At 62.6% G+C, this 24,415-nt stretch carries 23 protein-coding genes; 1 reads left to right on the forward strand and 22 read right to left on the reverse strand.

The annotated features are described in order from the left end of the window. Window positions 1-13: 13 nt before the first annotated feature. From BMZ35_RS00485 to ruvC, 19 genes are all read right to left on the reverse strand, one after another. Entirely contained in the window at window positions 14-1,690 is a 1,677-nt protein-coding gene (locus BMZ35_RS00485) for a formate--tetrahydrofolate ligase (protein ID WP_093089997.1), read from the reverse strand. 162 nt (window positions 1,691-1,852) lie between these two features. Continuing rightward, the gene (locus tag BMZ35_RS00490; RefSeq protein ID WP_093089998.1) at window positions 1,853-2,452 is read right to left on the reverse strand and encodes an MOSC domain-containing protein; all 600 of its coding nucleotides are present in this window, start codon (window positions 2,450-2,452) and stop codon (window positions 1,853-1,855) included. Window positions 2,453-2,469: 17 nt separating this feature from the next. Continuing rightward, window positions 2,470-3,243 carry a methyltransferase domain-containing protein gene (locus BMZ35_RS00495; protein ID WP_093089999.1) on the reverse strand — a complete coding sequence of 258 codons (774 nt, stop codon included), beginning with the start codon at window positions 3,241-3,243 and terminating at the stop codon, window positions 2,470-2,472. Between the two features lie 80 nt (window positions 3,244-3,323). Then, entirely contained in the window at window positions 3,324-5,240 is a 1,917-nt protein-coding gene (gene ftsH / locus BMZ35_RS00500) for an ATP-dependent zinc metalloprotease FtsH (protein WP_093090000.1), read from the reverse strand. A 112-nt stretch (window positions 5,241-5,352) separates the two neighbouring features. Beyond that, window positions 5,353-6,567, reverse strand: a complete 1,215-nt coding sequence (tilS, locus tag BMZ35_RS00505) for a tRNA lysidine(34) synthetase TilS (RefSeq protein ID WP_242654663.1) — start codon at window positions 6,565-6,567, stop codon at window positions 5,353-5,355. Next, the gene (gene ybgF / locus BMZ35_RS00510) at window positions 6,558-7,400 is read right to left on the reverse strand and encodes a tol-pal system protein YbgF (protein WP_093090001.1); all 843 of its coding nucleotides are present in this window, start codon (window positions 7,398-7,400) and stop codon (window positions 6,558-6,560) included. The genes tilS and ybgF overlap by 10 nt, the downstream gene beginning before the upstream one ends. A 6-nt stretch (window positions 7,401-7,406) precedes the next feature. Next, window positions 7,407-7,919, reverse strand: a complete 513-nt coding sequence (gene pal, locus BMZ35_RS00515) for a peptidoglycan-associated lipoprotein Pal (protein WP_093090002.1) — start codon at window positions 7,917-7,919, stop codon at window positions 7,407-7,409. A gap of 77 nt (window positions 7,920-7,996) precedes the next feature. Further along, the gene (gene tolB / locus BMZ35_RS00520; protein WP_093090003.1) at window positions 7,997-9,322 is read right to left on the reverse strand and encodes a Tol-Pal system beta propeller repeat protein TolB; all 1,326 of its coding nucleotides are present in this window, start codon (window positions 9,320-9,322) and stop codon (window positions 7,997-7,999) included. Further along, complete coding sequence (locus BMZ35_RS00525) at window positions 9,319-10,392, reverse strand: hypothetical protein (RefSeq protein ID WP_093090004.1); 1,074 nt, start codon at window positions 10,390-10,392, stop codon at window positions 9,319-9,321. The genes tolB and BMZ35_RS00525 overlap by 4 nt, the downstream gene beginning before the upstream one ends. A 10-nt stretch (window positions 10,393-10,402) precedes the next feature. Further along, the gene (gene tolR, locus BMZ35_RS00530; RefSeq protein WP_093090005.1) at window positions 10,403-10,879 is read right to left on the reverse strand and encodes a protein TolR; all 477 of its coding nucleotides are present in this window, start codon (window positions 10,877-10,879) and stop codon (window positions 10,403-10,405) included. Window positions 10,880-10,882: 3 nt separating this feature from the next. Continuing rightward, window positions 10,883-11,557 carry a protein TolQ gene (gene tolQ, locus BMZ35_RS00535; RefSeq protein WP_093090006.1) on the reverse strand — a complete coding sequence of 225 codons (675 nt, stop codon included), beginning with the start codon at window positions 11,555-11,557 and terminating at the stop codon, window positions 10,883-10,885. 240 nt (window positions 11,558-11,797) lie between these two features. Further along, window positions 11,798-13,516 (reverse strand): adenylate/guanylate cyclase domain-containing protein, encoded by a 1,719-nt coding sequence (locus BMZ35_RS00540; RefSeq protein ID WP_093090007.1) that lies wholly within the window; start codon window positions 13,514-13,516, stop codon window positions 11,798-11,800. A 244-nt stretch (window positions 13,517-13,760) separates the two neighbouring features. Next, entirely contained in the window at window positions 13,761-15,344 is a 1,584-nt protein-coding gene (locus BMZ35_RS00545) for a tannase/feruloyl esterase family alpha/beta hydrolase (RefSeq protein ID WP_165609977.1), read from the reverse strand. A gap of 228 nt (window positions 15,345-15,572) precedes the next feature. After that, the gene (gene ybgC / locus BMZ35_RS00550; RefSeq protein ID WP_093090009.1) at window positions 15,573-15,959 is read right to left on the reverse strand and encodes a tol-pal system-associated acyl-CoA thioesterase; all 387 of its coding nucleotides are present in this window, start codon (window positions 15,957-15,959) and stop codon (window positions 15,573-15,575) included. A gap of 62 nt (window positions 15,960-16,021) precedes the next feature. Further along, complete coding sequence (locus tag BMZ35_RS00555) at window positions 16,022-17,554, reverse strand: glutamate synthase-related protein (protein ID WP_093090010.1); 1,533 nt, start codon at window positions 17,552-17,554, stop codon at window positions 16,022-16,024. Between the two features lie 100 nt (window positions 17,555-17,654). After that, on the reverse strand, window positions 17,655-18,293 hold the full coding sequence (locus BMZ35_RS00560) for a hypothetical protein (RefSeq protein ID WP_093090011.1): 639 nt from the start codon (window positions 18,291-18,293) through the stop codon (window positions 17,655-17,657). 360 nt (window positions 18,294-18,653) lie between these two features. After that, complete coding sequence (ruvB, locus tag BMZ35_RS00565; protein WP_093090012.1) at window positions 18,654-19,679, reverse strand: Holliday junction branch migration DNA helicase RuvB; 1,026 nt, start codon at window positions 19,677-19,679, stop codon at window positions 18,654-18,656. A gap of 3 nt (window positions 19,680-19,682) precedes the next feature. Next, complete coding sequence (gene ruvA / locus BMZ35_RS00570) at window positions 19,683-20,369, reverse strand: Holliday junction branch migration protein RuvA (RefSeq protein ID WP_093090013.1); 687 nt, start codon at window positions 20,367-20,369, stop codon at window positions 19,683-19,685. Further along, window positions 20,366-20,872: a crossover junction endodeoxyribonuclease RuvC gene (gene ruvC / locus BMZ35_RS00575; protein ID WP_093090014.1), complete on the reverse strand. Its 507-nt coding sequence runs from the start codon at window positions 20,870-20,872 to the stop codon at window positions 20,366-20,368. The genes ruvA and ruvC overlap by 4 nt, the downstream gene beginning before the upstream one ends. A 333-nt stretch (window positions 20,873-21,205) precedes the next feature. Here ruvC and BMZ35_RS00580 point away from each other — a divergent pair, with 333 nt between their 5' ends. Next, window positions 21,206-21,394, forward strand: a complete 189-nt coding sequence (locus BMZ35_RS00580; protein ID WP_093090015.1) for a DUF1127 domain-containing protein — start codon at window positions 21,206-21,208, stop codon at window positions 21,392-21,394. A gap of 161 nt (window positions 21,395-21,555) precedes the next feature. On the opposite strand, the gene BMZ35_RS00585 is transcribed toward BMZ35_RS00580, so the two are convergent. The 3 genes from BMZ35_RS00585 to BMZ35_RS00595 form a co-directional block, all read right to left on the reverse strand. Beyond that, window positions 21,556-21,900: a hypothetical protein gene (locus tag BMZ35_RS00585; protein WP_093090016.1), complete on the reverse strand. Its 345-nt coding sequence runs from the start codon at window positions 21,898-21,900 to the stop codon at window positions 21,556-21,558. Between the two features lie 254 nt (window positions 21,901-22,154). Further along, window positions 22,155-23,024, reverse strand: a complete 870-nt coding sequence (locus tag BMZ35_RS00590; RefSeq protein WP_093090017.1) for a 50S ribosomal protein L11 methyltransferase — start codon at window positions 23,022-23,024, stop codon at window positions 22,155-22,157. 58 nt (window positions 23,025-23,082) lie between these two features. Beyond that, the gene (locus tag BMZ35_RS00595) at window positions 23,083-24,414 is read right to left on the reverse strand and encodes an MATE family efflux transporter (protein ID WP_242654664.1); all 1,332 of its coding nucleotides are present in this window, start codon (window positions 24,412-24,414) and stop codon (window positions 23,083-23,085) included. Window position 24,415 lies beyond the last annotated feature (1 nt).

Raw genomic sequence — 24,415 nt, forward strand, 5'->3', positions numbered from 1 at the left:
ACCGCAACGCAGATCAGAACAGACCTTCGACCAGGCCTTCCTCGTTGATGCGGATGTTTTCCGCCGCCGGAGTGCGGGGCAGACCCGGCATGGTCATGATCTCACCACAGATCACCACCACGAACCCGGCCCCCGCGCTCAGCCGCACTTCACGGATCGGAACGGAATGGCCCGTGGGCGCACCGCGCAGGTTCGGATCGGTCGAGAACGAGTACTGCGTCTTGGCCATGCAGACCGGCAGATGCCCGTATCCCGCCTCTTCCCACTGGCGCAGCTGGTCGCGGATTTTCTTGTCCGCCAGCACTTCGTCAGCGCGGTAGATGGCCGTGGCGACGCGCTCGATCTTGTCGAACAGGGACATGTCGTCATTATAAAGCGGCGCGAACTGGCTGACGCCGGCATCGGCGATCTCGGCCACGCGGGTAGCAAGCTCCTTGGTCCCTTCCGACCCCTTCTCCCAGTGCTGGCACAGGATCGCTTCGGCGCCCTGGCTGGCAACGTAATCCTTGACGGCCTGCACCTCGGCGTCGGTGTCGGTGACAAAGTGGTTGATCGCCACCACGACCGGCACGCCGAACTGCTTGAGGTTGCCGATATGGCGCCCCAGGTTGGCGCAGCCGTCGTTCACCGCGTCCACGTTTTCCGGGCCCAGATCGGCCTTGGCCACGCCGCCGTTCATCTTCATCGCGCGGATCGTCGCGACCAGCACCACGCAGTCGGGCGCGAGTCCCGCCTTGCGGCACTTGATGTTCATGAACTTCTCGGCGCCAAGGTCGGCCCCGAACCCGGCCTCCGTCACCACGTAATCCGCGATTTTCAAAGCGGTGGAGGTCGCAATCACCGAGTTACAGCCATGCGCGATGTTCGCGAACGGGCCGCCATGCACGAAGGCCGGGTTGTTTTCCAGCGTCTGCACAAGGTTGGGCTGCATCGCATCGCGCAGCAACACGGTCATCGCGCCATCCGCCTTGATGTCGCGGGCATAGATCGGGGTGCGGTCGCGGCGATAGGCCACGATCATGTCGCCCAGGCGCTTCTGCAGGTCGGCAAGGTCGGTCGCAAGGCACAGGATCGCCATGACTTCCGAGGCGACGGTGATGTCGAACCCGGTCTGGCGGGCAAAACCGTTGGCCACGCCACCAAGGCCGACAACCGTGTCCCGCAGGGCCCGGTCGTTCATGTCCATTACACGGCGCCAGGTGATCCGGCGCTCGTCGATCTCAAGCTCGTTGCCCCAGTAGATGTGGTTGTCGATCATCGCGGTCAGCAGGTTATGCGCCGCCGTGATCGCGTGGAAATCGCCGGTGAAATGCAGGTTCATTTCTTCCATCGGCACGATCTGGGCATAACCGCCCCCGGCGGCCCCGCCCTTCATGCCAAAGTTCGGCCCCAACGAGGCTTCGCGGATACAGATCGCCGCTTTCTTGCCAATCGCGCACAGACCGTCGCCAAGGCCGACGGTGGTGGTGGTCTTGCCTTCGCCCGCCGGGGTCGGGTTGATCGCGGTCACAAGGATCAGCTTGCCGTTCTTGTTGCCCTGAACCGAGTTGATGAACTCCTGGCTCACCTTGGCCTTGTCATGGCCATACGGCAGCAGGTCGTCGCTGCTGATTCCCAGCTTGGCACCGATCTCCTGAATCGGGCGTTTCTTTGCCTCGCGGGCAATTTCGATGTCAGTCTTGAAGCTCATGGCGGTCCCTATCGCAGACTTGTTGGTCGTTCTGACCAAAACCATAGCGACACGCCAAGCCGACTCAGGCAGCATTTCCGACATTTCCCACGCCCGTTGCGGCGACAGAACGGGCACAGGTTTCTTTTTGGAAACGATTGCGCCCCTTGGGCGGCAAATGGTTCAATCGGCGCGGGCGGCCTCGAACTGGCTCCAAACGGGCTGATCCGGGATGTGCAGGCGCAGAATGTCCCCCACGCGGAACACCCCTTCCCGCTCGACCCAGGCCGTCACACCGCGCCGGCCCACTGCCGCCGCTTTGAAAGCTTTGCCATGGCCGGGATGGGCCGCCTCGATCACCCGACCGGGCAGAACGCAGGGGCGGTTTTCCATGTCGACCACGATGGTTGTGCCATTGTCGCCCTGCAAACGCGACGACGGCGGCACGTGGCTGAAATCGGGAATGCCCCGCACCACCATGCTCGCGCCCAGCATGCCCGGGTCCAGTGTGTCTAGCCCGATTTCCGCAGCGATGACGTCCAGCTCTTCCTGCGACACCACCGAAAGCTGGCGCACATTGGCAATCTCGGTGTGGCGCGGATGCTGCGACAACACCCGACTGCAGGATTCGCGCGTGATCCCGGCGTGGAACTCGCCCACCGGGCCTCCAAAATCCACCGGCATCTCCGTGATCGGCACTGCGCTCAGGTCCTCGACCGAATTCGCCACCCGGCCCAGCCAGACGATTTCTCCGTAGAATTCCGAGGGTTTCAAAGCAGGCATGACAGGCTCCGGGTCAGTCACGCGCCAGATGCGCGCAAGGTAAAGAACAGGCGGCGAAACGCGAACAGGACCGACCCGTCCGCGCGCAGCGGATACGCCTGTGCCATAGCCGCTTCATAGGCCGCGATCAACGCCTGCATCTCCTCTGCATCCACCGCCTCAAGATAGGGGCGCGCAAAGGTGCTTTCGGTGAACAGCCGCACCGGATGGGCGCCTTCGGCGGCGGGCAGATGCTGCAGGTAATGTGTCTCCCAGACCTGTACCGCCCCCAGCGGCGCCAACAGGTCGAAATAGGCCTCCGGGGTCAGGATCTGCGGTCCCCGCGCCACCACCCGATCCCCGAACAGCGCGCCAAACGCCGTACCCCAGCCCCGATGAGACGGCGCGTCATTCTGAAACGGCATCTGCACCGCCAGCACACCGCTTTGGGCCAGCATACCGGCAAGGCGTGGCAGCAGCGTGTCGTGATCCCCCAGCCATTGCAGCGCCGCGTTGGAATAGATCAGCGCCGCAGGACGCTCCGGCGCCCATCCGGCGATATCGGCCTCGATCAGCCGATCATAAACCGCCCGCTCCCCGGCCCGCGCCAGCATCGCCGGGGAATTGTCCACCCCGACGAGCGCCTGTCCGGAAAACCGCGCCTTCAGCGCCGCGCCCACCGGGCCATTGCCACAGCCAAGGTCGACCACGTCCCCCTCCGGCACCGCCCCTGTGCGCCCCAGAAGATCTAGCGCAGGCAGAAGCCGCTGATCCGTAAAGGTCTCGTATTTACCGGGGTTCCAGTCATTCATGTCGCGCCACCCTTTCGTTCTGAGAAAGTGCCCGTCGGCCAAAGTAAAAGGCCGGGGTCTCCCCCGGCCTGTTCAAACCTTTACGCCGTCGGTTCCGGCTCCATCCCGCCATCGCCGCTGGGCTTGTTGCGCGGCTTGGTTTTCGGGATCGCGGTCACGCTCGGGGCGCTGCCTTCATCCGGGCTGTCATCATCATCCCCGGCATGCGGCGGCTCGCCATTCATCACCCGCTTGATTTCGTCCCCGGTCAGGGTCTCGTATTCCAGCAGCCCCTTGGCAAGACGCTCCCATTCCTCGTGCTTGTCCTTGAGGATTTCCAGAGCGCGGTCATAACCCTGCTGGATAAAGCGCTTTACCTCTTCCTCGATCAGCTCCTTGGTATGGGCCGATACCGAGAACCCGGCAGTGTTACCGCTATAGCCCTCATGGGCTTCGGCATAGTCGATGTTGCCGACCTTGTCCGACATGCCCCAGCGCATCACCATCGCGCGCGCCAGCTGGCTCGCCTGCATGATGTCACCGGCCGGGCCGTTCGACACGTGGTCTTCGCCATACTTGATCACCTCGGCGGCCTTGCCGGCCATGGTCATGGCAAGCTTTTCCTCGCATTCATCCCGGTGATAGTTCAGCCGATCCATCTCGGGCAGAGACACAACCATGCCCAGCGCGCCACCGCGCGGAATGATGGTCGCCTTGTAGACAGGATCGCACAGCGGCAGCGACAGCCCGACAACCGCGTGGCCGGCCTCGTGATAGGCGGTCTTTTCCTTCTGGTCCTGCGTGAGCACCATCGAGCGGCGCTCGGAGCCCATCATCACCTTGTCCTTGGCGTTCTCGAAATCTTCCATGGTCACGAACCGCCGCCCCACGCGCGCCGCCATCAGCGCGGCCTCGTTCACAAGGTTGGCAAGGTCCGCGCCCGAGAAACCCGGCGTACCACGCGCAATGATACGCAGGTCCACATCCGGCCCCAGCGGGGTCTTGCGGGCATGCACGCCCAGAATTTTTTCGCGGCCCTTGATATCGGGGTTGCCCACCGTGACCTGACGGTCAAAACGGCCCGGACGCAGCAATGCGGGGTCCAGAACGTCTTTCCGGTTGGTCGCGGCCAAAATGATGACGCCTTCATTGGCCTCGAACCCGTCCATCTCGACCAGAAGCTGGTTGAGTGTCTGTTCGCGTTCGTCGTTACCGCCGCCATAGCCCGCGCCACGATGGCGCCCCACGGCGTCGATCTCGTCGATAAAGACGATACAGGGCGCATTCTTCTTGGCCTGCTCGAACATGTCGCGCACCCGAGAGGCACCCACACCGACGAACATTTCCACAAAGTCGGACCCGGAAATGGTGAAGAACGGCACACCCGCCTCGCCCGCAATCGCGCGCGCCAAAAGCGTCTTACCGGTACCCGGAGGGCCCACCAGCAGCGCACCCTTGGGAATCTTGCCGCCAAGGCGCGAGAATTTCTGCGGGTTGCGCAGGAATTCGACGATCTCTTCAAGCTCTTCCTTGGCTTCGTCGATACCGGCCACGTCGTCAAAGGTCACACGACCATGTTTCTCGGTCAGCATCTTGGCCTTGGACTTGCCAAAGCCCATCGCGCCGCCCTTGCCGCCGCCCTGCATGCGGTTCATGAAATAGATCCACACCCCGATCAACAGAAGGAACGGCAACAGTGAAATCAGGAACGCCTGAAACCCGCTCTGTTCCTGGCTTTCGGCCCGCACCGGAATGTTGTTTTCGATCAAAAGCGTGGTGACTTCGGCGTCCGTCGGCTTGATCGCCACATAATTCGACCCGTCCTTGGTGGTATAGCGCACTTTTTCGCCATCCAAGGTCACGCTCGACACCTGATCGCTATCCACGGCCGCGACAAAGTCGGAATAGCTGTTCTCACGGCTCTGCAACGACGCGCTGTCGCCGCTAAACAGATTGAACAGGGCCAGAATCAACAGAAAAAGAACGACCCAGAATGCAATATTGCGTGCGTTGCCCAAGGCAAATCTCCCAAGGTTAGACCGACGCCGTGCCTAACACAGCGCGCGTCACAGTTAAATAGACATCACACGACCATGTTCAATGCGATAATTGCCATCCGGCGGGGCGAGATCAGAAGAAATCCGCCCGCCCGGCCCTGATCCGTGCTGTCCAGCCCTCCGCCCGTCCCGCCAGAGGCGCCGCCACAAGCCGCGCGCCCAGCCAGACCGCAGGGCTTGCCAGCACCGAAACACGCGGGCGCCCGGTGGTGCGCCAGTCCGGGCATTCTGCAATGCCCGCCTCGCCCAGCGCGGCAATTTCAAGCCCCGCCTGCCCCGGTCCGTCCAGACGCCACCGCCCGTCCCACGCGGCAGTTATATCACATCGAACGCCGGCCACCGCCGCCCATTCGCGAGTGATACGCAGCGTTTGCGCCTTGCGGATCACAAGACAGCCATGCAGGGCCGTCGTTTTATCGGACGCCAGTGCGACTTGCAGCGCATCAAAACGCGGTTTGTAAACCTGCCCCGACACCCAGTTCAGCGCCCGCGCGACGACCCGCGTGCGCAATTCCTCGGGGGCCGCATCGAACGCCGCCAGCGCAATCACCACATCCCCGGCATCAAAGGTCACTGCCTCCGCCACCAACTGCCGCTCGGCATAGTCCAGCGCTGCCCGTGCCCGAGCCATATGCTCCGCCGTGCGGGTCAGCCGTTCCACGCTCACTCCCAGGGGGGCCAGCACCTCAAGCGCCCGCCGCGCCTTGATCCGGTCATAGGCCGGGTCTTCATTGCTCGGATCATCCGCCCAGACCAGCCCCGCCTGCCGCAGATGGTCACGCAATTCTGCGCGCCGCACGTCCAGCAAGGGCCGGAGCCAGACAATCCCGTCCCGCGCCAGAATCGGCGCCATCGCCGCCAGCCCGTCCACGCCCGACCCGCGCCCCAGCCGCATCAGCACCGTTTCCGCCTGATCATCCGCCGTATGGCCCAGCGCCACATGCCCGATCCCGCGCCGCTTTGCCCAATCGCTGATCAGCGCCCGCCGCCCGTCCCGCGCCGCGGTCTGCACGCTGCCGCGCCCGTCCCAGCCCCAGGCCAGCACCTCATGACCAATCCCGAACCGGGCGCAATACTCCGCCACGAGCGCTATCTCCTCCGCCGCCTCGGCGCGCAATCCGTGGTTCACGCTCACCACGGCCAGCTCGGTCCCCGCCACGCGCAACAGATCCAACAACGCCATGCTGTCGCCGCCGCCCGATACCGCGACCCCGATCCGGGGCCGCTCATTTTCTGGAAAAACCCCGGCCAGCCCTTTCGCCAGCCGGTCCTGCAGCGTTACGGGCACTGCAACCGGGCCATCTCGGCCTGTGCCTTGGGCACTTCTCCCGATCCGGGATAACGCACCCTGACCTCGTTCAATGTCACGCAGGCTTCGTTGGTCTGATCCAACCGGCCCAGCGAGCGACCCAGATGATAGAGCGCCTCTGCCGCGACATCGCCCTGCGGCGCCCCGCTATAGGCTTCAAGGAAAGCGCGCGCCGCGCGGGTGTTTTCACCCAACCCCTCATGCGCCTGCCCCCGGCGCAGATGCGCTTCGGCTTCCAGCGGGCTGCCGGGATAGGTGTCGACAAAGGCGGTAAACTGGTCCACAGCCGCACGGTAATCGCCATTTTCCAGCGCCAGCTTGGCGCGCCCGAAATCCGTGCTCTCGCCCACGGCCAGCTCCGTCGCCGTACCATCGCCGGACCCGATGTCGTTGGTCCCGCTGCCAAAGCTCGGCGCCGTTCCGGTATCCCCGCCAAGGGTCGAGGTCTCGCCCAGCGCGCTCACGTCTCCGCCTTCCAGCTCGACCAGCCGGAATTCGAGATCCCCGATCCGGTTGGTCCCGTCTTCCACGATTCGCTGCACCCGGTATTCAAGCTGTTCGGTCTTGCCGGTCAGGTCCTGCAGCCGCGCCTCGATCGAGTCCAGCCGCTCCAACGCCGATCCGCCGACCGTCGCCGTGCCCGGCGACCCGGTCGTCGACAACTCGCGCTTGAGCCGCTGGATATCGACATAAAGCACGCTCAGCTGCTGGCGGATATCCGCCAAAGTCTCGTCCCGCGACTGGCTCAGCCCCGCCACCGGCACCATTGCCACGGCCACGGCAAGAACGCTCGCAAATACCTGCCCCCGCATGATCCCTTACCCCGTCAGCCCTGCAGCCAGCACCGTCACCGCGCGACGGTTCTGGGCATAACAGCTTTCCTCGGAACAGATTTCGATCGGACGTTCCTTGCCATAGCTCACCGTGCGCAGCCGGTTGCCCGCAACGCCCTGCGCCACCATCAGCTCGCGCACAGCACTGGCGCGCCGCGCGCCCAGCGCAAGGTTGTATTCGCGCGTACCCTGCTCATCGGCGTGACCTTCGATCACCGCCGTGTATTCCGGGTTTGCCATCAACCAGTTGGCCTGCGACAGCACCGTCAGCCGCCCCTGCTCGGAAAGCGTCGACTGGTCCACCTCGAACAGCACCCGGTCGCCCACGACCTGCTGGAAATGCGCGATCGACGTGGGATCGTCCACGCTGCCCGCCTCTGCGGTCGCGCCACTGTTGCCGCTGTTGTACTGATCCTCGCCGCCGAACATGTCGTTGTTCGAACAGGCTGCCAATGTCAGGCCCATGGCCACAAGGGCCGCCTTGTTGAAAATGCTCATAACTCTATGCCTCGCCTCGTTTCCCTTGGTCTTTGGCGATGTCTTATCACATCGCCCCTGCCTTTGAAATATTGCCGCTACTGGAGCGGGGACCAGCTCGGATCCGATCCCCCGCCGTTGAGTTTTACAGGCTTCAGGTTGCGCCCCGAAACATCCACCGAATAAAGCGCCGCAACACCCCCGGCCCCGCGCGTTTCGCGGGTGAACATGATCACCCGCCCGTTGGGTGCCCATGTCGGCCCCTCATCCAGGAACGACGCCGTGAGCAGACGCTCCTCGCTGCCATCCGTGCGCATCACCCCGATATGGAAACGGCCCTTGTTCTGCTTGGTGAACGCAATGAGATCGCCGCGCGGCGACCACACCGGCGTGCCGTACCGCCCCTGTCCGAAACTGATCCGCGTCGCCTCGCCGCCATTGGCGCTCATCACGTAAAGCTGCTGCGTGCCCGAGCGGTCGCTCTCAAACACGATCTTGGAACCGTCCGGGCTATAGGAGGGCGCGGTCTCGATCGACGGACTATTGGTCAGCCGCTGGCGTTTGCCGCTGGCGATATCCATCTTGTAAAGGTCGGTATTGCCGCCTTCGGTCACGGACATCACCACGCTTTTGCCATCGGGCGAAAAGCGCGGCGCAAAGCTCATCGTGCCGCTGTCATTGGACAGCACCTTCTGGCGTACCGACCCCACATCCATCACGTAGACCTGCGGAAACCCGGTTTCATAGCTCGTATAAAGCACCCGGTCGCCCTTGGGCGAAAAGCGCGGCGCCAGAACAATCGCGCTGCTGTCGGTCAGGTATTGCAGGTTGGCCCCGTCGTAATCCATGACCGCCAGCCGCTTCTTGCGGTCATTCTTCGGGCCGGTCTCGCTCACGAACACCACGCGACTGTCAAAATAGCCGCCCTCACCGGTGATCCGGCTATAGACCGCGTCCGCCACCTTATGCGCCATGCGCCGCCAGCCATCCGTCGTTCCCTTGAAGCGCAAGCCATTGCCAAGCTCCTGCCCGGCGAACACGTCCCAGACCCGGAATTTCACCTCAAGCTGGTTGCCGCTCACGCTCACGCCGCCCGTAATCAACGCCTGCGCGTTGATCGCCTTCCAGTCGGCAAACTGAACCGGGCTGCCAAAATGGGTGATCGTGGAAATATGCGCCTTGGCCGGGATTTCCCGGAACAATCCGGTGCCGCTCAGGTCCTCGGCGATCACCCGGCTGATATCCTTGGAAATCTGGTTCGACCCGGGCGTTTCGGCCACGAAATCGGGCACCGCATAAGGCAAAGGTTCAATCACGCCCTCGGTGATCTCGATCCGAAGCGGTCCGTTCTGGGCCTCGGCCACCGGGGCCACCGGGCCAAGTATCAACAGCCCCAACAGAAGGCTTACGAAGAATCTGGTCATTTGCGCCTCATTTTCTCCGGATTAAAAGTAATTTCGACGTCGCGCCAATGGTCATATTTTTCCGTCGGCAGATCATAGCCGTTTTTCTGGCACCGCAAAACCGCACGCCGCGCCGATTGGAACGCCGTGCGCGTCGCTGCCTCGTCCCCCCCGGCCGCACTGATCAGGCGAATGTCGCCCGACACCTTGCCGTTCTGGTCAAGCGAGAAGCCCACCGTCACCGTGACATCCGCCGCGCGCGATCCCACGTCCACGACCCAGCAATCCTGCACCGCCACGCGCAGCCCGTCCTTTTCGCCCTGCGTAAGCGGCGGCCCCGAGGGCGCGCGCGCCGCCGGGGCGGTTTCGCTCGCGGCCTCGGCCAAGGCGGCGGCAACAGCGGCATCCGTTCCCTGTCCGGGATCGGGGCGCGCCGCCGGGCGGGTGCGGGGACGCAGGGACCGGCTCGGTGCCGCGCTGGCCTGTTCGGCTTCCTTGGGTTCGGTCACGATCTCGGTTGTCGCCGCCTCCGGGGCGGTTTCCTCCTTCGGCTCCTCGGCGACCTGGCCGCTTTCATCGGGCTTGGTGGCTTCCTGCAACTCGTCCGCAATGGTCGTGTCCGGCTTGGGCTGGGCGACCGGCTCGGGGGCGACACGCGGCGCGGGACGCGGCACAGGGCGCACCGAGCGTTCCGGCACAACCACCGCCGTTTCCACCTCGGGCGTTTCCAGCACCGGCGCCTCATCCGTCACATCCTGCGGTTCGGGCGGGGCGATCTCGCTCAGCTCCGGTGCGCCATCCGGCCCCCCGGCCTCGGCCTCGCGCGGGACGGGCACATCCACGGGCGCGTCCGGCTCCGAGGTCATGTCCGGTGTCTCCACCTCGGCCTCGGGAATGACCGGCACGGCCACCTCCGTTTCGGGGCGGGGCGCCTCCTGCGCGCGCATCACCGCGTCAAACTCTTCGGATGTGATCACCGACACGCCTGTCACCTCCATGGGCGGCGGCTCTGAACGGAACGCCCCGCCCAAAAGGACCCACCCGATCAGCCCGGCATGCGCCGCGCCCGATATGTAATGCCCGACATGCAACGCGCGCGCCTCAGTTCTCAGGACCGCCCAGCGACGGCCCCCCGATATCCGTCACCAGACCGATATCGCTGAACCCGCCCGCATTGAGCGCGCCCATCACCTGCACCACCGCTTCATAGGGAATCTTCCCGTCCGCGCGCAGATACACCCGATCCGACGCCCGTTCTTCCGCAATGGCACGCAGCTTGGGCACCAGTTCCTCGGGTGACACGCGCGAGGTCTGGATGGTGATGCTCAGGTCCTCGGCAATCGTCACTGTCAGCGGTTCTTCCTGTTCTCCGGGCAGCGGATTGGCCGCCGTCTTGGGCAGCTCCACCGGCACACCCACCGTCAGCAACGGCGCGGCCACCATGAAGATGATCAGCAACACCAGCATGACATCGACAAAAGGCGTGACGTTGATCTCGGACATCGGCGCACTGCGCCGCCGCGTGCGTCGCCGCCGCTTGCCGCCCCCGCCCCCCGGTTGCATGACCCCCGCGCCCATGGCTCAGGCGTCCAACTGGCGGCTGAGGATGGTGGCGAACTCGTCGGCAAAAGCTTCGTACCCGGCAATGATCCGATCACTGTCGGAACTCAGCTTGTTGTAGAAAATTACCGCCGGAATGGCCGCCAAAAGACCCAGCCCCGTCGCCAGAAGCGCCTCGGCAATGCCGGGCGCGACGACCGCAAGGTTGGTGTTCTGCTGTGCCGCAATCTCGATAAAGGCGTTCATGATGCCCCAGACCGTGCCGAACAGCCCGACAAACGGCGCGGTCGACCCGACCGTGGCAAGGACCGGCAATCCCTTCTGCAGCACTTCGGCCTCTTTCACGATCGCCACGTCCATACTCCGGTCGATCCGGCTTGTCGCATTGGCAATCAGCCCCCCGTCCTGCCGGTGGCTGCGCTGCCACTCAACCATTCCGGCGGCAAATATCCGCTCCGAACGCCCCCGCGGCTCCGGCCCCAGCTCTTCGAAAAGCTGGTCCAGCGGCTCCCCGGACCAGAATGCCCGATCAAACCGCTTCGCCTCGCGCCGCGCGGCGCGGTAAAGGATGGTTTTCTGGATGATCACCGACCACGACCAGAACGACGCCGCGATCAACAGCACCATCACCAGTTTCACGGTCAGCGTTGCGCGCGCGAAAAGCGCCCACATGGAAAAGTCGACTGCTGCTTCCATTCTGCCTGCTCTTTATTGCGGTCCCGTTATCGGGCCTTGTTTTGCAGCAAAACTAGCGCAGTTAAACGGGGAAAGCCATCAAATTGACGTCAGACGCGGAAAACCGCGCATGGCTTTACTCGCCGTGCACCAAGCGCGTGTAACGCCGCGCTCTCAATGCATCAAATGACGCACACCGCCGGTTTCCGCTCAATTCGCGATCTTTCCACTTACGCCCTGCAATTGCGCCAAAAAGAGATTTCATTCCGGCAATCCCGCTTTCAGCAACGCCTCGATATCTGCGTTCCCGCCGTTCTTGACGCTGTAAAGCTGCGTCTTGGCCCACTCACGCACGGTAAAATTCGGGCGATACCTCAGCAAAAGCGCCGCGTGTTCGCGCGCCGCCGCCTCGTTTCCGATCTGCATGTAAACGATGACAAGGTCGATCAATCCGAACCCCTCGACCTTTGCGCCATACTTGCGAAACGCCGATATGGCCTCCTCGTACCGCCCCACCGACCGCAGGGCAAAACCGTAAACGCCAAAGTAATACGGCGGATGCTTTGGGCACAGCCGCATCGCCCTTTCGGCGGTTCGGACGGCTTGGGCCTCTTCACCGTTAAATATCTGCGACAGGGCCAGCCGTATCGTGACCTCTGCATGGCTGGGGTTTATCTCCAGCGCGCGTTGAAAGTGGTTTTGCGCACTCGTATTCTTACCTTCGATATTGTCGGCAAACCCCAGTACGCCATGGGCTTCGGCGCTCCTGTCATCAATACTAAGCGCCTGTTCCGCCCATTCCCGCATCAAAGTCAGCGAACGCGCTCGTGACGGGCTGAACCCGTGTCGCGCATCAAGTCCATGCGTCAGGGCCAGCGTGGTCATCGCAGACGCGTAATCGGGATCAATAATCAGGGCCTTTTGCGCCATGATCCGCGCTGCCGCGCTGGTCTCCCGCGTGATGCTTCGCATTGCTTCATTCGCCCGAACCTGCAACTCCCATGCTCGCAGATCCCGAGTCCCCGAACCCCGCTCGAACGCCATCTCGCCTTCCAGGATTTCCCCGTGAAGCGCCTTGGCAATACTAAGTGAAATGTCATCCTGCAGGTCAAAGATATCTTCGAGCTCCCGGTCGTACCGGTCCGTCCAGACATGCTGCCGACTTGTCGCATCGAGCAACTGAGTGCTGATGCGCACCCGGTTTCCGACCTCTCGAATGCTACCTTCAAGAATATGGCTTGCCCCGAGTTCCATTCCAATTCGTCGAATGTCGACATCGCGCGCCGCATAGGCCGCCGAGGAATGGCGCGACACGACACACAGTCCAGGGACCTTGGACAAGGTCGTAATAATCTCTTCCGAGAGCCCCTCGGCAAGAAAAGACTGTCCCACGGCCCCAAGGGTTTCAAACTCAAGCACGGCAACTACCGGCTTGTCCTGTAGAGGATTTTCGACGCGCTGCTCCGCCCTGTCGGAAAGCCATCCGTACACCGTGACCGGCTTGCCGATATTCTTGAGGTTCATGGGACCGAAGTTAACGAAATCGGCCTCGACCCTGCCCTCGATATGCTCGAACACCGATTGCGAAATACACAGCCCGCCCGGCTCCGCGATGGCTTCCAGCCTCGCCGCGACATTCACGCCTTCGCCAAAAAGGTTGTTCACCTCCCGGATCACGTCACCAAGGTTGATACCACAGCGAAACAGGAACTCCGGGTCTTGCGAAGGCGTCCTGTCCGGATCCGACATTTGCGTCTGGATCGCCACGGCGCAGCGCACGGCTTGAACCGGGCTGTCAAACTCGGCGATGACGCTGTCCCCCGCGCTTCCGAAAATCCGGCCGCCACGTTCGCTGATGTGATGGTCCACCATGCCGCGGCATGCGCTCAGGTTGACGAGTGTTGCCTCTTCATTCCGGTGCATCAGCCGCGCGTATCCAACAACGTCCAGCGCGAGGATTGTCACAAGACGGCCTTCCATTTCGTGGCTCCACTTCAGGAGACAGCTTAGCAACGTAAAAGATCAAAACATAGACTTGTTATGATTGCGAAAACGGCGGGCACAGATACAAGAAAAACCGATAGTTCATCCTCGCTGAACGCCCCCGCGCCCTTAATGCATAAGCTGGCGCACCTTCGCCGGAAGCCGCACTGGCTGCCCGGCCTTGTTCATGCACACCGCCGTCACGTTGGCCGCCTTGCTCACAACTGTCAGCTCAAACCTTTCACTGCGGAACTTGGCAACTGAAGCTACCGGCGTCGTTCGGGTCGCCAGCGTCATCGTAGGTTACCACCGCGGGATGAGCGCAGATGATCCGCCCTCCCTGTCCGGTCGGCTCGCGTGTCACCGGATGCACATAAGGCGCGGCGAGTTGATTGGGGGCCACGCCTGTATCCAACCATGCTACGAGCGCTGCGACATAATCTGTGCCGTCCGGTCCCGGCCCAAACCGGCAGTGGGTGACCCCCGGGCGCACAAACAAGCGCACGTCGTCACGGGCACTCGGGTCCATCTCCAGCACCTTCTCGTAATAATCTATGGTTCCGTAAGGCGACAAAGATCCATCCATCCAACCGTTGTCGAGGATCAGCTTGCCGCCGTTGGCCCTGAACGCGGAGAGGTCAGGATTGTCCGCATCAAGCGTAGGACCAACGCGCGCGGCGTGGTGCGCAAAATCCGAAAAATCATACCCCGCGTAGGTCCAATCAGGATCACTGTAGAAAAAGTTCTTCATCAATTGTGAAGAAAAGCCCCAGGTCGCGTTCGGGATCGGTGGGGCTTCGTACGCAACACCCTCCTCGTCCCCGTCACCCGGATGGAAATCCAGAGCAGCGCCTTCCACATAGCCTCCCGTATTCCAGGTCGACCATCCCAGCGGGTTGCCGGGCAATTCCACGCCCATGGGCATACCGGGCCAGGAAGTGCCCCCGAACTCCACCTCGCGGTAGAGATCCTCTGCCACACGAACTTGCTCTTCGCTGAGACATTGATTTGTTTCGCCTGCGCCGCATTGCAGGCTTGAAACCTCAAAATCGCATTGTCGCGGATCATTCAGAATCCCGTCCTCAAGCCCGTCAATCGCGTTGCATCGCGCCATGATCGCCTTTCCAATGAGAGCCTGCGCATCCGCGTCGATCACTGGCAAGGAAATCTGGTTCGGATCCGGGTACATGTTCATGGCGTCATAGGTCCACCGACCGGCCATTTCCTTCGTCCAGGAGTATGCCGGAGCACCTGCATAGATCCCCTCGAACAGGTCGGGAGAGCGCTGTGCGAGCATCATGGCCTGCCCACCACCTCGAGAACAGCCAAAGAAGAGGTTACGCTGGATCTCCGCCCCATAATATGCGGTGATGATCGCCTTTGAGACGACCGCAGTTCTGTGCACCGCCAGAAATCCGAAATTGACCTGCCGTTCGAGGTTGTTAAGCGCCCAGGTTGCCACGATGTTGTTACCCTTGTGGCCTGTGTCTGTTGTTACTGTCGCCCATCCGTCCTCAAGGATGTTCGCCAGACCCAAGACGGCGTTATTGAAATCACCGGAGAACCCTCCGCCTCCGCCCATGACGAATTTCCCGTTCCACGCGTCGGGGAGCAGCAACTCAAATCCGATTTCGGTGCCGATTTCGCCAACGACACGGCAATGCGCGGCCGGGCTTGACGACGCCTCCGCGCTTACGATCCGCATGTCGGGAACAATTGGAATGGTGTCGACGCTGCACTCGGCGGCGCCGGATCCTGATGTCAGTAAAGTGCCCACGAGGGCGAAACCGGTCGTTTTGGCAAGGAGTTGTTTGGCGCGCGTCATCGCAGCCTCCGGAGTTCTGGGTCCGGTCCATAGGAACATGCGAAAGCACTTGTCGCAAGTTCAGGAGGTTTCACGTCCGTTCCGGCATTTCCGCCTAGGATGACTCATGGCCCAATATTCATCAACAAGGTTGCCCCGACATCCGAGCACTTCGTTGCAGGTATCGCTTGGCACGTCCGAACACCGGCTTTCGCCCTCTCGACCACACGCAACACATGCCCCGCGCCCTCAATGCATCAGCTGACGCACCTTCGCCGGAAGCCGCACCGGCTGCCCGGCCTCGTTCATGCACACCGCCGTCACCATGGCGTGAAACAGCACCTCTTCGCCCCGTTTCACCCATTGCTCCATCACCAGCCGCGCCGCCGTCACGTTGGCCACCTCTGTCACCACGATAAGCTCATCATCAAGCTTGGCCGACCCGAGATAATCCGCTTCTACCCGGCGCACAGCAAAGACGATCCCTTCCGCCTTCATCTCGTGCTGATCAAGCCCGATCTCGCGCACCCATTCGCTGCGCCCGCGTTCAATGAACTTGAGGTAGTTCGCGTAATACACGATCCCCCCCATATCGGTGTCCTCGTAATAGACGCGGATCGGCAGTGTGTAGGTCATCGCATTTGGCTCCCCGGTGCGGCTGCCCCATTGCTAGGCAAGCCGCACGGGCTTTTCAACCGCTATCCCAACCCCACCCCGGCAAAGCGCACGCCGCTCAGCTCGGCCATCTCCTTCTTCCACGTGGTGATGTCCTCGCGCCGGAAATCCGACAGGCTGTCATGCCCACAGGCCCGCGCGAGCACCTGCATCAACTCGACACTGGCCCCGAAATAGCGCGCCAGTTTCTCGGCCCCACCCTGCACATCCAACAGCTTGCGCAGCTCCGGCTTTTGCGTGGCAATCCCCACCGGGCAATTGTTCGAGTTGCACATCCGCGCCGCGATACAGCCCACGGCCTGCATCGCCGCATTGCTCACCGCAATCGCATCCGCCCCCAGCGCCATCGCCTTCACGAAATCTTCGGCCACTCGCAGCCCGCCGGTGATCACCAATGTCACCTCGCGCCCCGCCCTCGCGTCCAGATGCCGCCGCGCCCGCGCCAGCGCCGGAATGGTCGGCACCGAGATATGGTCACGGAAAATCAAAGGCGCCGCGCCCGTGCCTCCGCCCCGACCATCCAGAATGATGTAATCGGCCCCCGCGGCCAGCGCGAAATCGATGTCATCCTCGATATGATTGGCCGACAGCTTGAACCCGATCGGAATGCCGCCCGAGCGTTCGCGCACCTGATCCGCGATCCGTGCAAAATCTTCGGGGCCTTGCAAATCCGGGAAGGTACTTGGCGAAATCGCCGCCTGCCCCGGCTCCAGCCCGCGCACTTGCGCGATCTTGCCCTGCACCTTCTCGCCCGGCAAATGCCCCCCGGTCCCGGTCTTGGCCCCTTGCCCGCCTTTGAAATGAAACGCCTGCACCTTCTCCACAAGGTCGATATCCCAGCCAAACCGTGCCGAGGCCAGTTCATAGAAGTACCGCGAATTCTCCGCCTGCTCCTCGGGCAGCATGCCCCCTTCACCCGAACAGATTCCGGTCCCGGCCATCTCCGCGCCACGTGCCAGAGCGGTCTTGGCCTCTTCCGAAAGCGCCCCAAAACTCATGTCCGAAACGAACAGCGGAATATCCAACACCAAAGGCTTCTTTGCACGCGGCCCGATCACCACCTGCGTCGCCACCGCGGCCTCATCCAACAGCGGCTTGCGCGCCATCTGCGCGGGCAGGATCTGGATATCGTCCCAATGCGGCAGATCATTGCGTGGCACGCCCATCGCGCCCATCTCGCCGTGGTGCCCCAGCTTGCTCAGCCCGTCCCGCGCCAGCGCATGAATGCGCGCCACGGTCGGCTCTTCCGGGGTCGGCTCTGCCTGCGGCACGTCCGAGGACGGTTTGGGTGCCGGGTCGCCCACCTCGGCGTCTCCCAACCGCGCATGCGTCCCGTCGCAAAACGGCGCGTTGGCCGTGCCCTTGCACTGGCACAGGGTCGCGGCCCCATCGTTCTCAGCGGTGAATTTCAACGGGGTGATATCGGTGCCGCGATGGCTGCCGTCACAAAAAGGCTGGTTCTTGGACCGCCCGCAGCGGCACCAATGATAATCCTTGCCCTTCTCCAGATCGACCTTGGTGGGTGTCTTGGCGGCAATGATGGGCACGTCGTTCATGAGATCCTCCCCGAATGCATGATGCACTCACGAGACCACGATGCCTCACGCGATCAAAGCCTTATCCCCGCACAACGCCTGCGCGCTGGCGCGAAAGTGATCAGTCGTCGCCCTGAAGCCGCGCAAACAAGCGCAAGGCATGGCTCGCATCCTGCGCCGCCACCGGCATCATCCGGTCATACCCGGCAGCAATCACGCCGGCGATCTCCGGGCGCAGCACCGTCGCGCCGCTTTCCGGCAACACCGCCAGCGGCGAACGCTCGGCAAAGGCCCGATCCCCCCAGAGCAGGATCACCTGCACCGCCTGCGCAAGCGCAAGGCTTTCGGCCGGAATTTCGGACATCGCCTCATTCATACGCAGGAACACGAATGCCGCCTGAATCCCACCCTGGTCATCAAACCGGAACGCCCGGTACTGGGTCGCATCCGCGTCCTTGAGCCGCCCCACCAAAGGCGCAAGCTCCGGGATCAGCCGCCCAAGGTCCGGCACATCCAAAAGCTCGTCCCATTCGCGGAAAAAGAATACCATCAGGTTCGCGCCCAACTCCGGGTCGGTCTCGGCCATCTGATGCCCGGCCAGCGTCACAACCGCCTCGATCGCGCCCTTGACGATGCCCAGCGTCTCGTCCTGCACCCCGAACACGATCGGCGCGATCGGGCGACCCCAGCGGGCAAACCCATAGCTGCCATCATTGCGGGTGAACAGCGCTTCGATCTCTTCCGGCATCAGACGCGGCATCGGCTTCTCTCCTGAAAATCCAACCGGGCGCTTCATGCCTGCCCACGCTCCAAGAGGCAAGACCCGGCTGCCCCGGACAGGCCCATGAAAAACCGCCTCGATTTTTCACCCCGACTCACACATGACCCGGCCCGCGCGCCACTGAAGACACCGGCCGCCGCCTTAACCGGCCCAATTCGGCCTTCCAGACCGACGCAATACCGACGTGATACCGACGCAAAACCGCAGGCCGATTCCCCTGTTAACCAAGACATTTTCCCACGATTCGCCCCACACAAGCCAAGCCACGCCGCCCGCCACCGCAACGCGCCGTTAACCTCTTCATTTTGCCAAAAATACTCAGAACGCCCCGACCGAGGCCTAGTCAAACAGCTGTGCCTGCTCGCCCCGTTTCGGCGCCTGCAACCCCAGATGTGCCCAGGCTTTCTGCGCCAGCATCCGCCCCCGTGGCGTGCGCTGCACCAACCCCTGCTGCAAGAGAAACGGCTCGATCACCTCTTCAATCGCATCCCGCGCCTCGCTCAGAGCGGCACTGATCGTATCGATCCCCACCGGCCCGCCACCATAGTTTTCGGCAATGAACCGCAGATAGCGCCGATCCGCCCCGTCAAGCCCGAGATGATCCACGCCAAGCCGCGTAAGGGCCCCATCTGCAAGGGTTTTTGTGATCCGCCCATCCCCCTCGACCAGCGCGAAATCCACCACCCGGCGCAGCAATCTCCCGGCAATCCGGGGTGTTCCGCGCGACCGCCGCGCAATTTCCCGCGCCCCTGCATCCTCCGCAGGCACCCCCAGCTTGCGGGCATTGCGGGTGACGATCTCATTGAGCTCATCCTCGGTGTAAAACTGCAACCGCGTCGGAATGCCGAACCTGTCGCGCAGCGGCGTCGTGAGCAACCCGAGCCGCGTTGTCGCCCCGACCAGCGTAAAGGGCTGCAGCTCGATTCTGACGGTCCGCGCCGCAGGCCCTTCGCCAATCACCAGATCAAGCTCGAAATCCTCCATCGCCGGATAGAGAACCTCTTCCACGGCCGGGTTAAGGCGATGAATTTCATCAATAAAAAGCACATCCCGCGCTTCGAGATTGGTCAAGATCGCCGCCAGGTCCCCCGCCTTGGCCAGCACCGGCCCGCTCGTCATGCGAAAGCTCACCCCCAGCTCACGCGCCATGATCTGCGCCAGCGTGGTCTTGCCCAATCCGGGCGGCCCATGGAACAGCGTGTGGTCCATCGCCTCGCCCCGCCGCCGCGCGCTCTCGATGAACACCTTGAGGTTCGCCCGCGCCTCGGCCTGCCCGATGAACTCATCAAGCACCTGCGGGCGCAAAGCGCGGTCGGCATCCTCGGGCCGGGGATCAGGGCGCAATGTCGGGTCCGGCTGATCCATGACTTATCCCTTCGGTGCCAACAACTTAAGCGCGGCGCGGATCAATCCGGCCGCATCCGCGTCCGGGTCTTCGCCAGCCGCCTGCGCCACCGCGCCAGCCGCCTCACCCGGCCCATATCCTAGGTTGCTCAACGCCGACAACGCATCCGCCTGCACCGCCGCGCCGCCGCCTTTCACAACGGGCGCAGGCTTCACAACCGCCGGCGCGCGGTCCTCCTCAACAAGCGCACCCTCTGACGCCGGCGCCCCCTCCAGGGCCTGTCCCAACGTCCCACCCAGCGCCATCACCTCCGGCGCCTTATCCTTCAACTCGATCACCACCCGCTGTGCCGTCTTGGGGCCCACCCCCTTGGCTGCCTTGATCGCGGTCACATCTCCGAGAGAAATGGCCCGGCTCACCCCATCCGCGCCCAAAGCGCCCAGGATCGCCATCGACGCCTTGGCGCCAATGCCCTGCACGCTCATCAGCAGGCGATGCCATTCCTTCTCCTGAAGGGACGTAAACCCAAATAATTGCAGCAAATCTTCCCGGACCAGCAAATCGGTATAAAGCGACACCGCCTCGCCAATCCCCGGCAACGCCGCCAATGTCCGCTCCGAGCAATAGACCACATAGCCCACGCCCCGCACGTCGATCAGCACGTGGTCTGCCGCCCGGTATTCCACACGCCCCGTCAGTTTCCCAATCATGCGCTGGCCCTCTTCAAAGCGGCGGCATAGCCCGCCCCGGCCCGCGCGTGATGCGCATGGCAAATGGCAATCGCCAGCGCGTCGGCGGCATCCGCTCCCTTGATCACCACACCGGGCAATTGCAGCTTCACCATATGCTCGACCTGTTGCTTCTCGGCATGTCCCACACCCACAACCGTCTTCTTGACCTTGTTGGGCGCATATTCCCCGATCTCCAGCCCGGCCTGCGCCGGCACCAAAAGCGCGATGCCCCGCGCCTGACCCAGCTTGAGCGTTCCAGCCCCGTCCTTGTTCACGAAGGTCTGTTCAATCGCCGCCTGATCAGGCTGAAACCGCGCCACCACATCGGTCAGTTGCTCATGCAAAGACAGCAGCCGCGCCGCCAAATCTGTCCCGACCGAATGGCAAATTCCGTTGGCGACATGGCTGAGTCGGCTGCCATCTGCCTCGATGACACCCCAGCCCATGTTCCTCAACCCGGGGTCAATTCCCAAAACACGCATGTTGTCGCCCCTGCCGCCTGCAATTTGTTGCTTTTTTGAAGCAGTAGCACGAAACAAGAACAAACACCAAGCGGAATACGCCGAGGCGATTTTGCGACACTTGCGCACCCGCGCGCGACACCGGCCTTGGAGCGACGCGGAATGACGCCTGAAAACGACACTTAAGGCGTCGTTTTCGCCCTTGTTTTACAGGGTTTTCGACCGGATGCGACCAATGCAGAAATTGCATGGCACCTATGATGTTTTTGCTGCTTGTTTGTTGTGCAGAACGTCCATATTTGCCGCTCATCATCAACGGACCATCGTTCACCACACAACAGAAGGAAGATTGATATGGCCACTTATGACAACGTCTACACCCCCGGTTTTGCTGGCCGTATTGGTCAGACCCTCGTCAACGCCGTTTCCGCGTTCTCCGCATGGAACGCAACCCGCGTGACGCGCAACACCCTGCACCAGCTGACCGACCGCGAACTCGAAGACATCGGTCTGTCGCGCGGTGATATCGACACCCTGATCTGACCTGCGCGCCCCTGCCGGGCGCAGAGGTCGGTCGATCCGATCAGAAAACCGTGGCCTCGTCCGGGCCACGGTTTTTTTGTGCCTTTTGGGCAGGCGAACGACAAAGGCTCCGCAGAGAGAGATGCGGAGCCTTTGCACTGAGCTGAATTGGAGGGTCAGCGTTATTTGAATGTCTTGATCTGGACCGCAACCCAACGCGACACCGGATCGGCGCGCATGGTCCACGCGGCGGCCTGTTCGACAACCGAACCGCCATCCAGACGCGCCACATGCTGCGTGTAAAAATCGGGGCCATACTGGGCCATGATCGCGCCCTTTATCCCAAAGAAGGCGACGACAACCATCATCAGACCGGTCCATGGAATGCCGCGCCGACGCCCGGCGCCGCGCACGATCACATAACCGTCGCGATTAATGGCAACCCGCTTGCGGGAACGGCGTCCCTTGGCCTCATTGCGATAGATGTTGGCCAGACGCTCGTGAAACTCTGCGTGTGATTCACTCATGGCAACTTACTCGTGTTTGGCCCCCACCAAACATGGCCAAAATGGCCTTCAAATGTGGCAAAAATGTGGCGTCGCAGTCCAATTGCGGCGGTTTCAAGACAAATGGGGCGAAAACGCCAAAATTCACCCTGCCAACCGGAAACAGTTCACCCAAACAATCTATAACTGTCTGATTTTCAGAAACATTAGCGCGGTGCTACGCAAAAAATGGGCGGCACCAAGGCCGCCCGATTCTATCTGGATCGCTCAGGGTTTCACCGCCGGGTCAGCGTCAGCGTCGTCCATTCCCCGATCTCTTCGCGGGTATGAACATCGAACCCGGCTGCGTCATAGGCCGCGACCACCTCGTCCGCCTGTTCGTTCAGGATGCCCGAGAGGATCGCATGGCCACCGGCCACGATATTTCCCCCCATGTCCGGAGCCAGATCCACCAGGGGCGCTTTGAGAATATTGGCGAACACAAGGTCATAAGGAGCCTTGACCGCAAGGTCCGGATGCCCAAACCCTGCCGCCTCAAGGCAGATGACCCGCCCCTCAAGCCCGTTGGCCTTGGCATTCGCCACGGCCACCTCGACCGCGACCTCGTCGATGTCGCTGGCCAACACCGGATTGGGCCAGATGCGCGCGGCCCCCATCGCCAGCACCGCCGTGCCACAGCCGATATCGGCCACGTTCTGCCCCACGAAACCTTCGTTCGCCAATCGGTCCAACGCCTTGAGACATCCCAGCGTGGTGCCGTGATGACCGGTGCCAAAGGCCATGGCCGCCTCGATCAGAAGCGGTTCGCTGCCCTCGGGCACCTTGTCTGCGTCATGGCTGCCATATACGAAAAACCGACCTGCCTCGACCGGCGCCAGCTCCCGTTTGACCTTGGCGACCCAGTCGGTTTCCGGCAACTCGCTGACCACGAAAGGCTTGGCCCCAAACGCGGCTGCAAGCACCGCGAGACCGGCCTCGTCCGGACTTTCGATGAAATACCCACCAACTTCCCAAAGCCCCGAGCCGTCCTCGATTTCAAAGACCCCAACGCCAGTGGGCTCGGGGTTCAGGCGTTCCATCGCCTCGCCCAGCTGATCGGCTTGGGCTTTTCCAACAAGGGTGGTCAGGGCGGTGAATGTGGGCATGACGGTCTCCTAAAGGGTTCTGAGCGGCCTAGTGCGCCCGACAGGCAAGGTCAACGCTTTAAACAGGCCGCCCGATCCCACGCAGGTAGTGCCAGCTCCAGATCGCCCCCAAAAGACCCACCGCCGCACCTACACCGGATTGGGCATAAACCACGCCCGGCGCCTCAAAGACCGAAGCCGCCCACCACGCCACCGGTAGGATCAGGACACCGTCCCGCAGCCAGTTGAGCATGGTCGAGCGCGCTGGTTTGTCGGTGTTGTTGAAGGTGGCGTTCGACACGAATAAGGCGCCCGTAAAGATGAACGCCCCGGCCCCGACATAGGCAAAGGCCTCATAGACCAAAACACCTTCACCGACCAAGCCAAAGCCCTGCACCACAAGCTGCGCCGTCGCGGCCAGCAAGGCCCATGCCAAAAGCGTATAGCCCGCGCAAAACACCAGCGCGTCGCGGAAGGTCATGCGCAGCCGATCATAGAGGCCAGCCCCGTAATTCTGCCCAAAGATGCCGCCAACCGCGCCAGAGAGTGAGAAGATCCCCCCAAAGGCCACCACCATCAGCCGGTTCACCACAGCCCAGGCCGCCACGGCATTGTCTCCGAACCCGGCAATGACCCCGGTCAACAAGTAGTTGCCAAATGGCGTAGCCATCTGGGTCAGGATTGCAGGGACAGCAACCTTGGCAAACGGACCCACACAGCGCCGGATCGCCCAGATCGCGGGGCGGGCATAAAGGTTGTGCACGCCAATCGCAAAACGCATCGCCATGCCCGCCATCACAAAGCGCGACAGCACCACCCCCATCGCAGCCCCATCCAGCCCAAGGCCAAGCCCGAGGATCAGGAACGGATCAATCACCATCGCCACCGCACCGGAGGTGAGCGTGACAAACATCGAGCGCCGCCCGTCCCCTTCGGCCCTGAGACAGGCTTGTCCGGCAAGGCCGATTGCCATCACGATCAGCGACGGCATGGAAATAAGGATGTAACGCGCCGCCAGCGCCAGCGTCTCGCCTTCCGCCCCCACAAGCGCCAGCATCGGCTTGCGCAGCGACACAAACAGAAGCGCCACGAAAGTTTGCACCGCAATGGTCAACACCATTGCACTTGTCGCCTCGTGCCGCGCCCGCTCAAAATCCCCCATCCCGATCCGGCGCGAGATCAGCGCGGTCCCGGCAATCATCAAGCCAATACCGATCGACACCGCGAAAAACTGGATCGCGAAGGCATAGCCAATGGCGGCGACGAGCTTCTGGTCTCCGATCCGTGCAATCCACAAAAGGTTTGCCAGGTCGACCAGGAAGACAAAGGTGATCCCCACCGCCCCGGTCAGGGTCATGCGAACCACGTGACCCATGGTCGACCCGTCCAGAAACCGCCCGCGCCGCTGCATG

It is taken from the genome of Shimia aestuarii (genome assembly GCF_900114635.1).
GTDB lineage: Bacteria > Pseudomonadota > Alphaproteobacteria > Rhodobacterales > Rhodobacteraceae > Shimia > Shimia aestuarii.

Coding starts and splice junctions, on each gene's coding strand:
- BMZ35_RS00485 (WP_093089997.1), bottom strand. CDS start 1,690: ATGAGCTTCAAGACTGACATCGAAATTGCCCGCGAGGCAAAGAAACGC.
- BMZ35_RS00490 (WP_093089998.1), bottom strand. CDS start 2,452: ATGCCTGCTTTGAAACCCTCGGAATTCTACGGAGAAATCGTCTGGCTG.
- BMZ35_RS00495 (WP_093089999.1), bottom strand. CDS start 3,243: ATGAATGACTGGAACCCCGGTAAATACGAGACCTTTACGGATCAGCGG.
- ybgF (WP_093090001.1), bottom strand. CDS start 7,400: ATGCGGGGGCAGGTATTTGCGAGCGTTCTTGCCGTGGCCGTGGCAATG.
- pal (WP_093090002.1), bottom strand. CDS start 7,919: ATGAGCATTTTCAACAAGGCGGCCCTTGTGGCCATGGGCCTGACATTG.
- tolB (WP_093090003.1), bottom strand. CDS start 9,322: ATGACCAGATTCTTCGTAAGCCTTCTGTTGGGGCTGTTGATACTTGGC.
- tolR (WP_093090005.1), bottom strand. CDS start 10,879: ATGGGCGCGGGGGTCATGCAACCGGGGGGCGGGGGCGGCAAGCGGCGG.
- tolQ (WP_093090006.1), bottom strand. CDS start 11,557: ATGGAAGCAGCAGTCGACTTTTCCATGTGGGCGCTTTTCGCGCGCGCA.
- BMZ35_RS00540 (WP_093090007.1), bottom strand. CDS start 13,516: ATGGAAGGCCGTCTTGTGACAATCCTCGCGCTGGACGTTGTTGGATAC.
- BMZ35_RS00545 (WP_165609977.1), bottom strand. CDS start 15,344: ATGACGCGCGCCAAACAACTCCTTGCCAAAACGACCGGTTTCGCCCTC.
- ybgC (WP_093090009.1), bottom strand. CDS start 15,959: ATGACCTACACACTGCCGATCCGCGTCTATTACGAGGACACCGATATG.
- BMZ35_RS00555 (WP_093090010.1), bottom strand. CDS start 17,554: ATGAACGACGTGCCCATCATTGCCGCCAAGACACCCACCAAGGTCGAT.
- BMZ35_RS00560 (WP_093090011.1), bottom strand. CDS start 18,293: ATGCCGCGTCTGATGCCGGAAGAGATCGAAGCGCTGTTCACCCGCAAT.
- ruvB (WP_093090012.1), bottom strand. CDS start 19,679: ATGGATCAGCCGGACCCGACATTGCGCCCTGATCCCCGGCCCGAGGAT.
- ruvA (WP_093090013.1), bottom strand. CDS start 20,369: ATGATTGGGAAACTGACGGGGCGTGTGGAATACCGGGCGGCAGACCAC.
- ruvC (WP_093090014.1), bottom strand. CDS start 20,872: ATGCGTGTTTTGGGAATTGACCCCGGGTTGAGGAACATGGGCTGGGGT.
- BMZ35_RS00580 (WP_093090015.1), top strand. CDS start 21,206: ATGGCCACTTATGACAACGTCTACACCCCCGGTTTTGCTGGCCGTATT.
- BMZ35_RS00585 (WP_093090016.1), bottom strand. CDS start 21,900: ATGAGTGAATCACACGCAGAGTTTCACGAGCGTCTGGCCAACATCTAT.
- BMZ35_RS00590 (WP_093090017.1), bottom strand. CDS start 23,024: ATGCCCACATTCACCGCCCTGACCACCCTTGTTGGAAAAGCCCAAGCC.
- BMZ35_RS00595 (WP_242654664.1), bottom strand. CDS start 24,414: ATGCAGCGGCGCGGGCGGTTTCTGGACGGGTCGACCATGGGTCACGTG.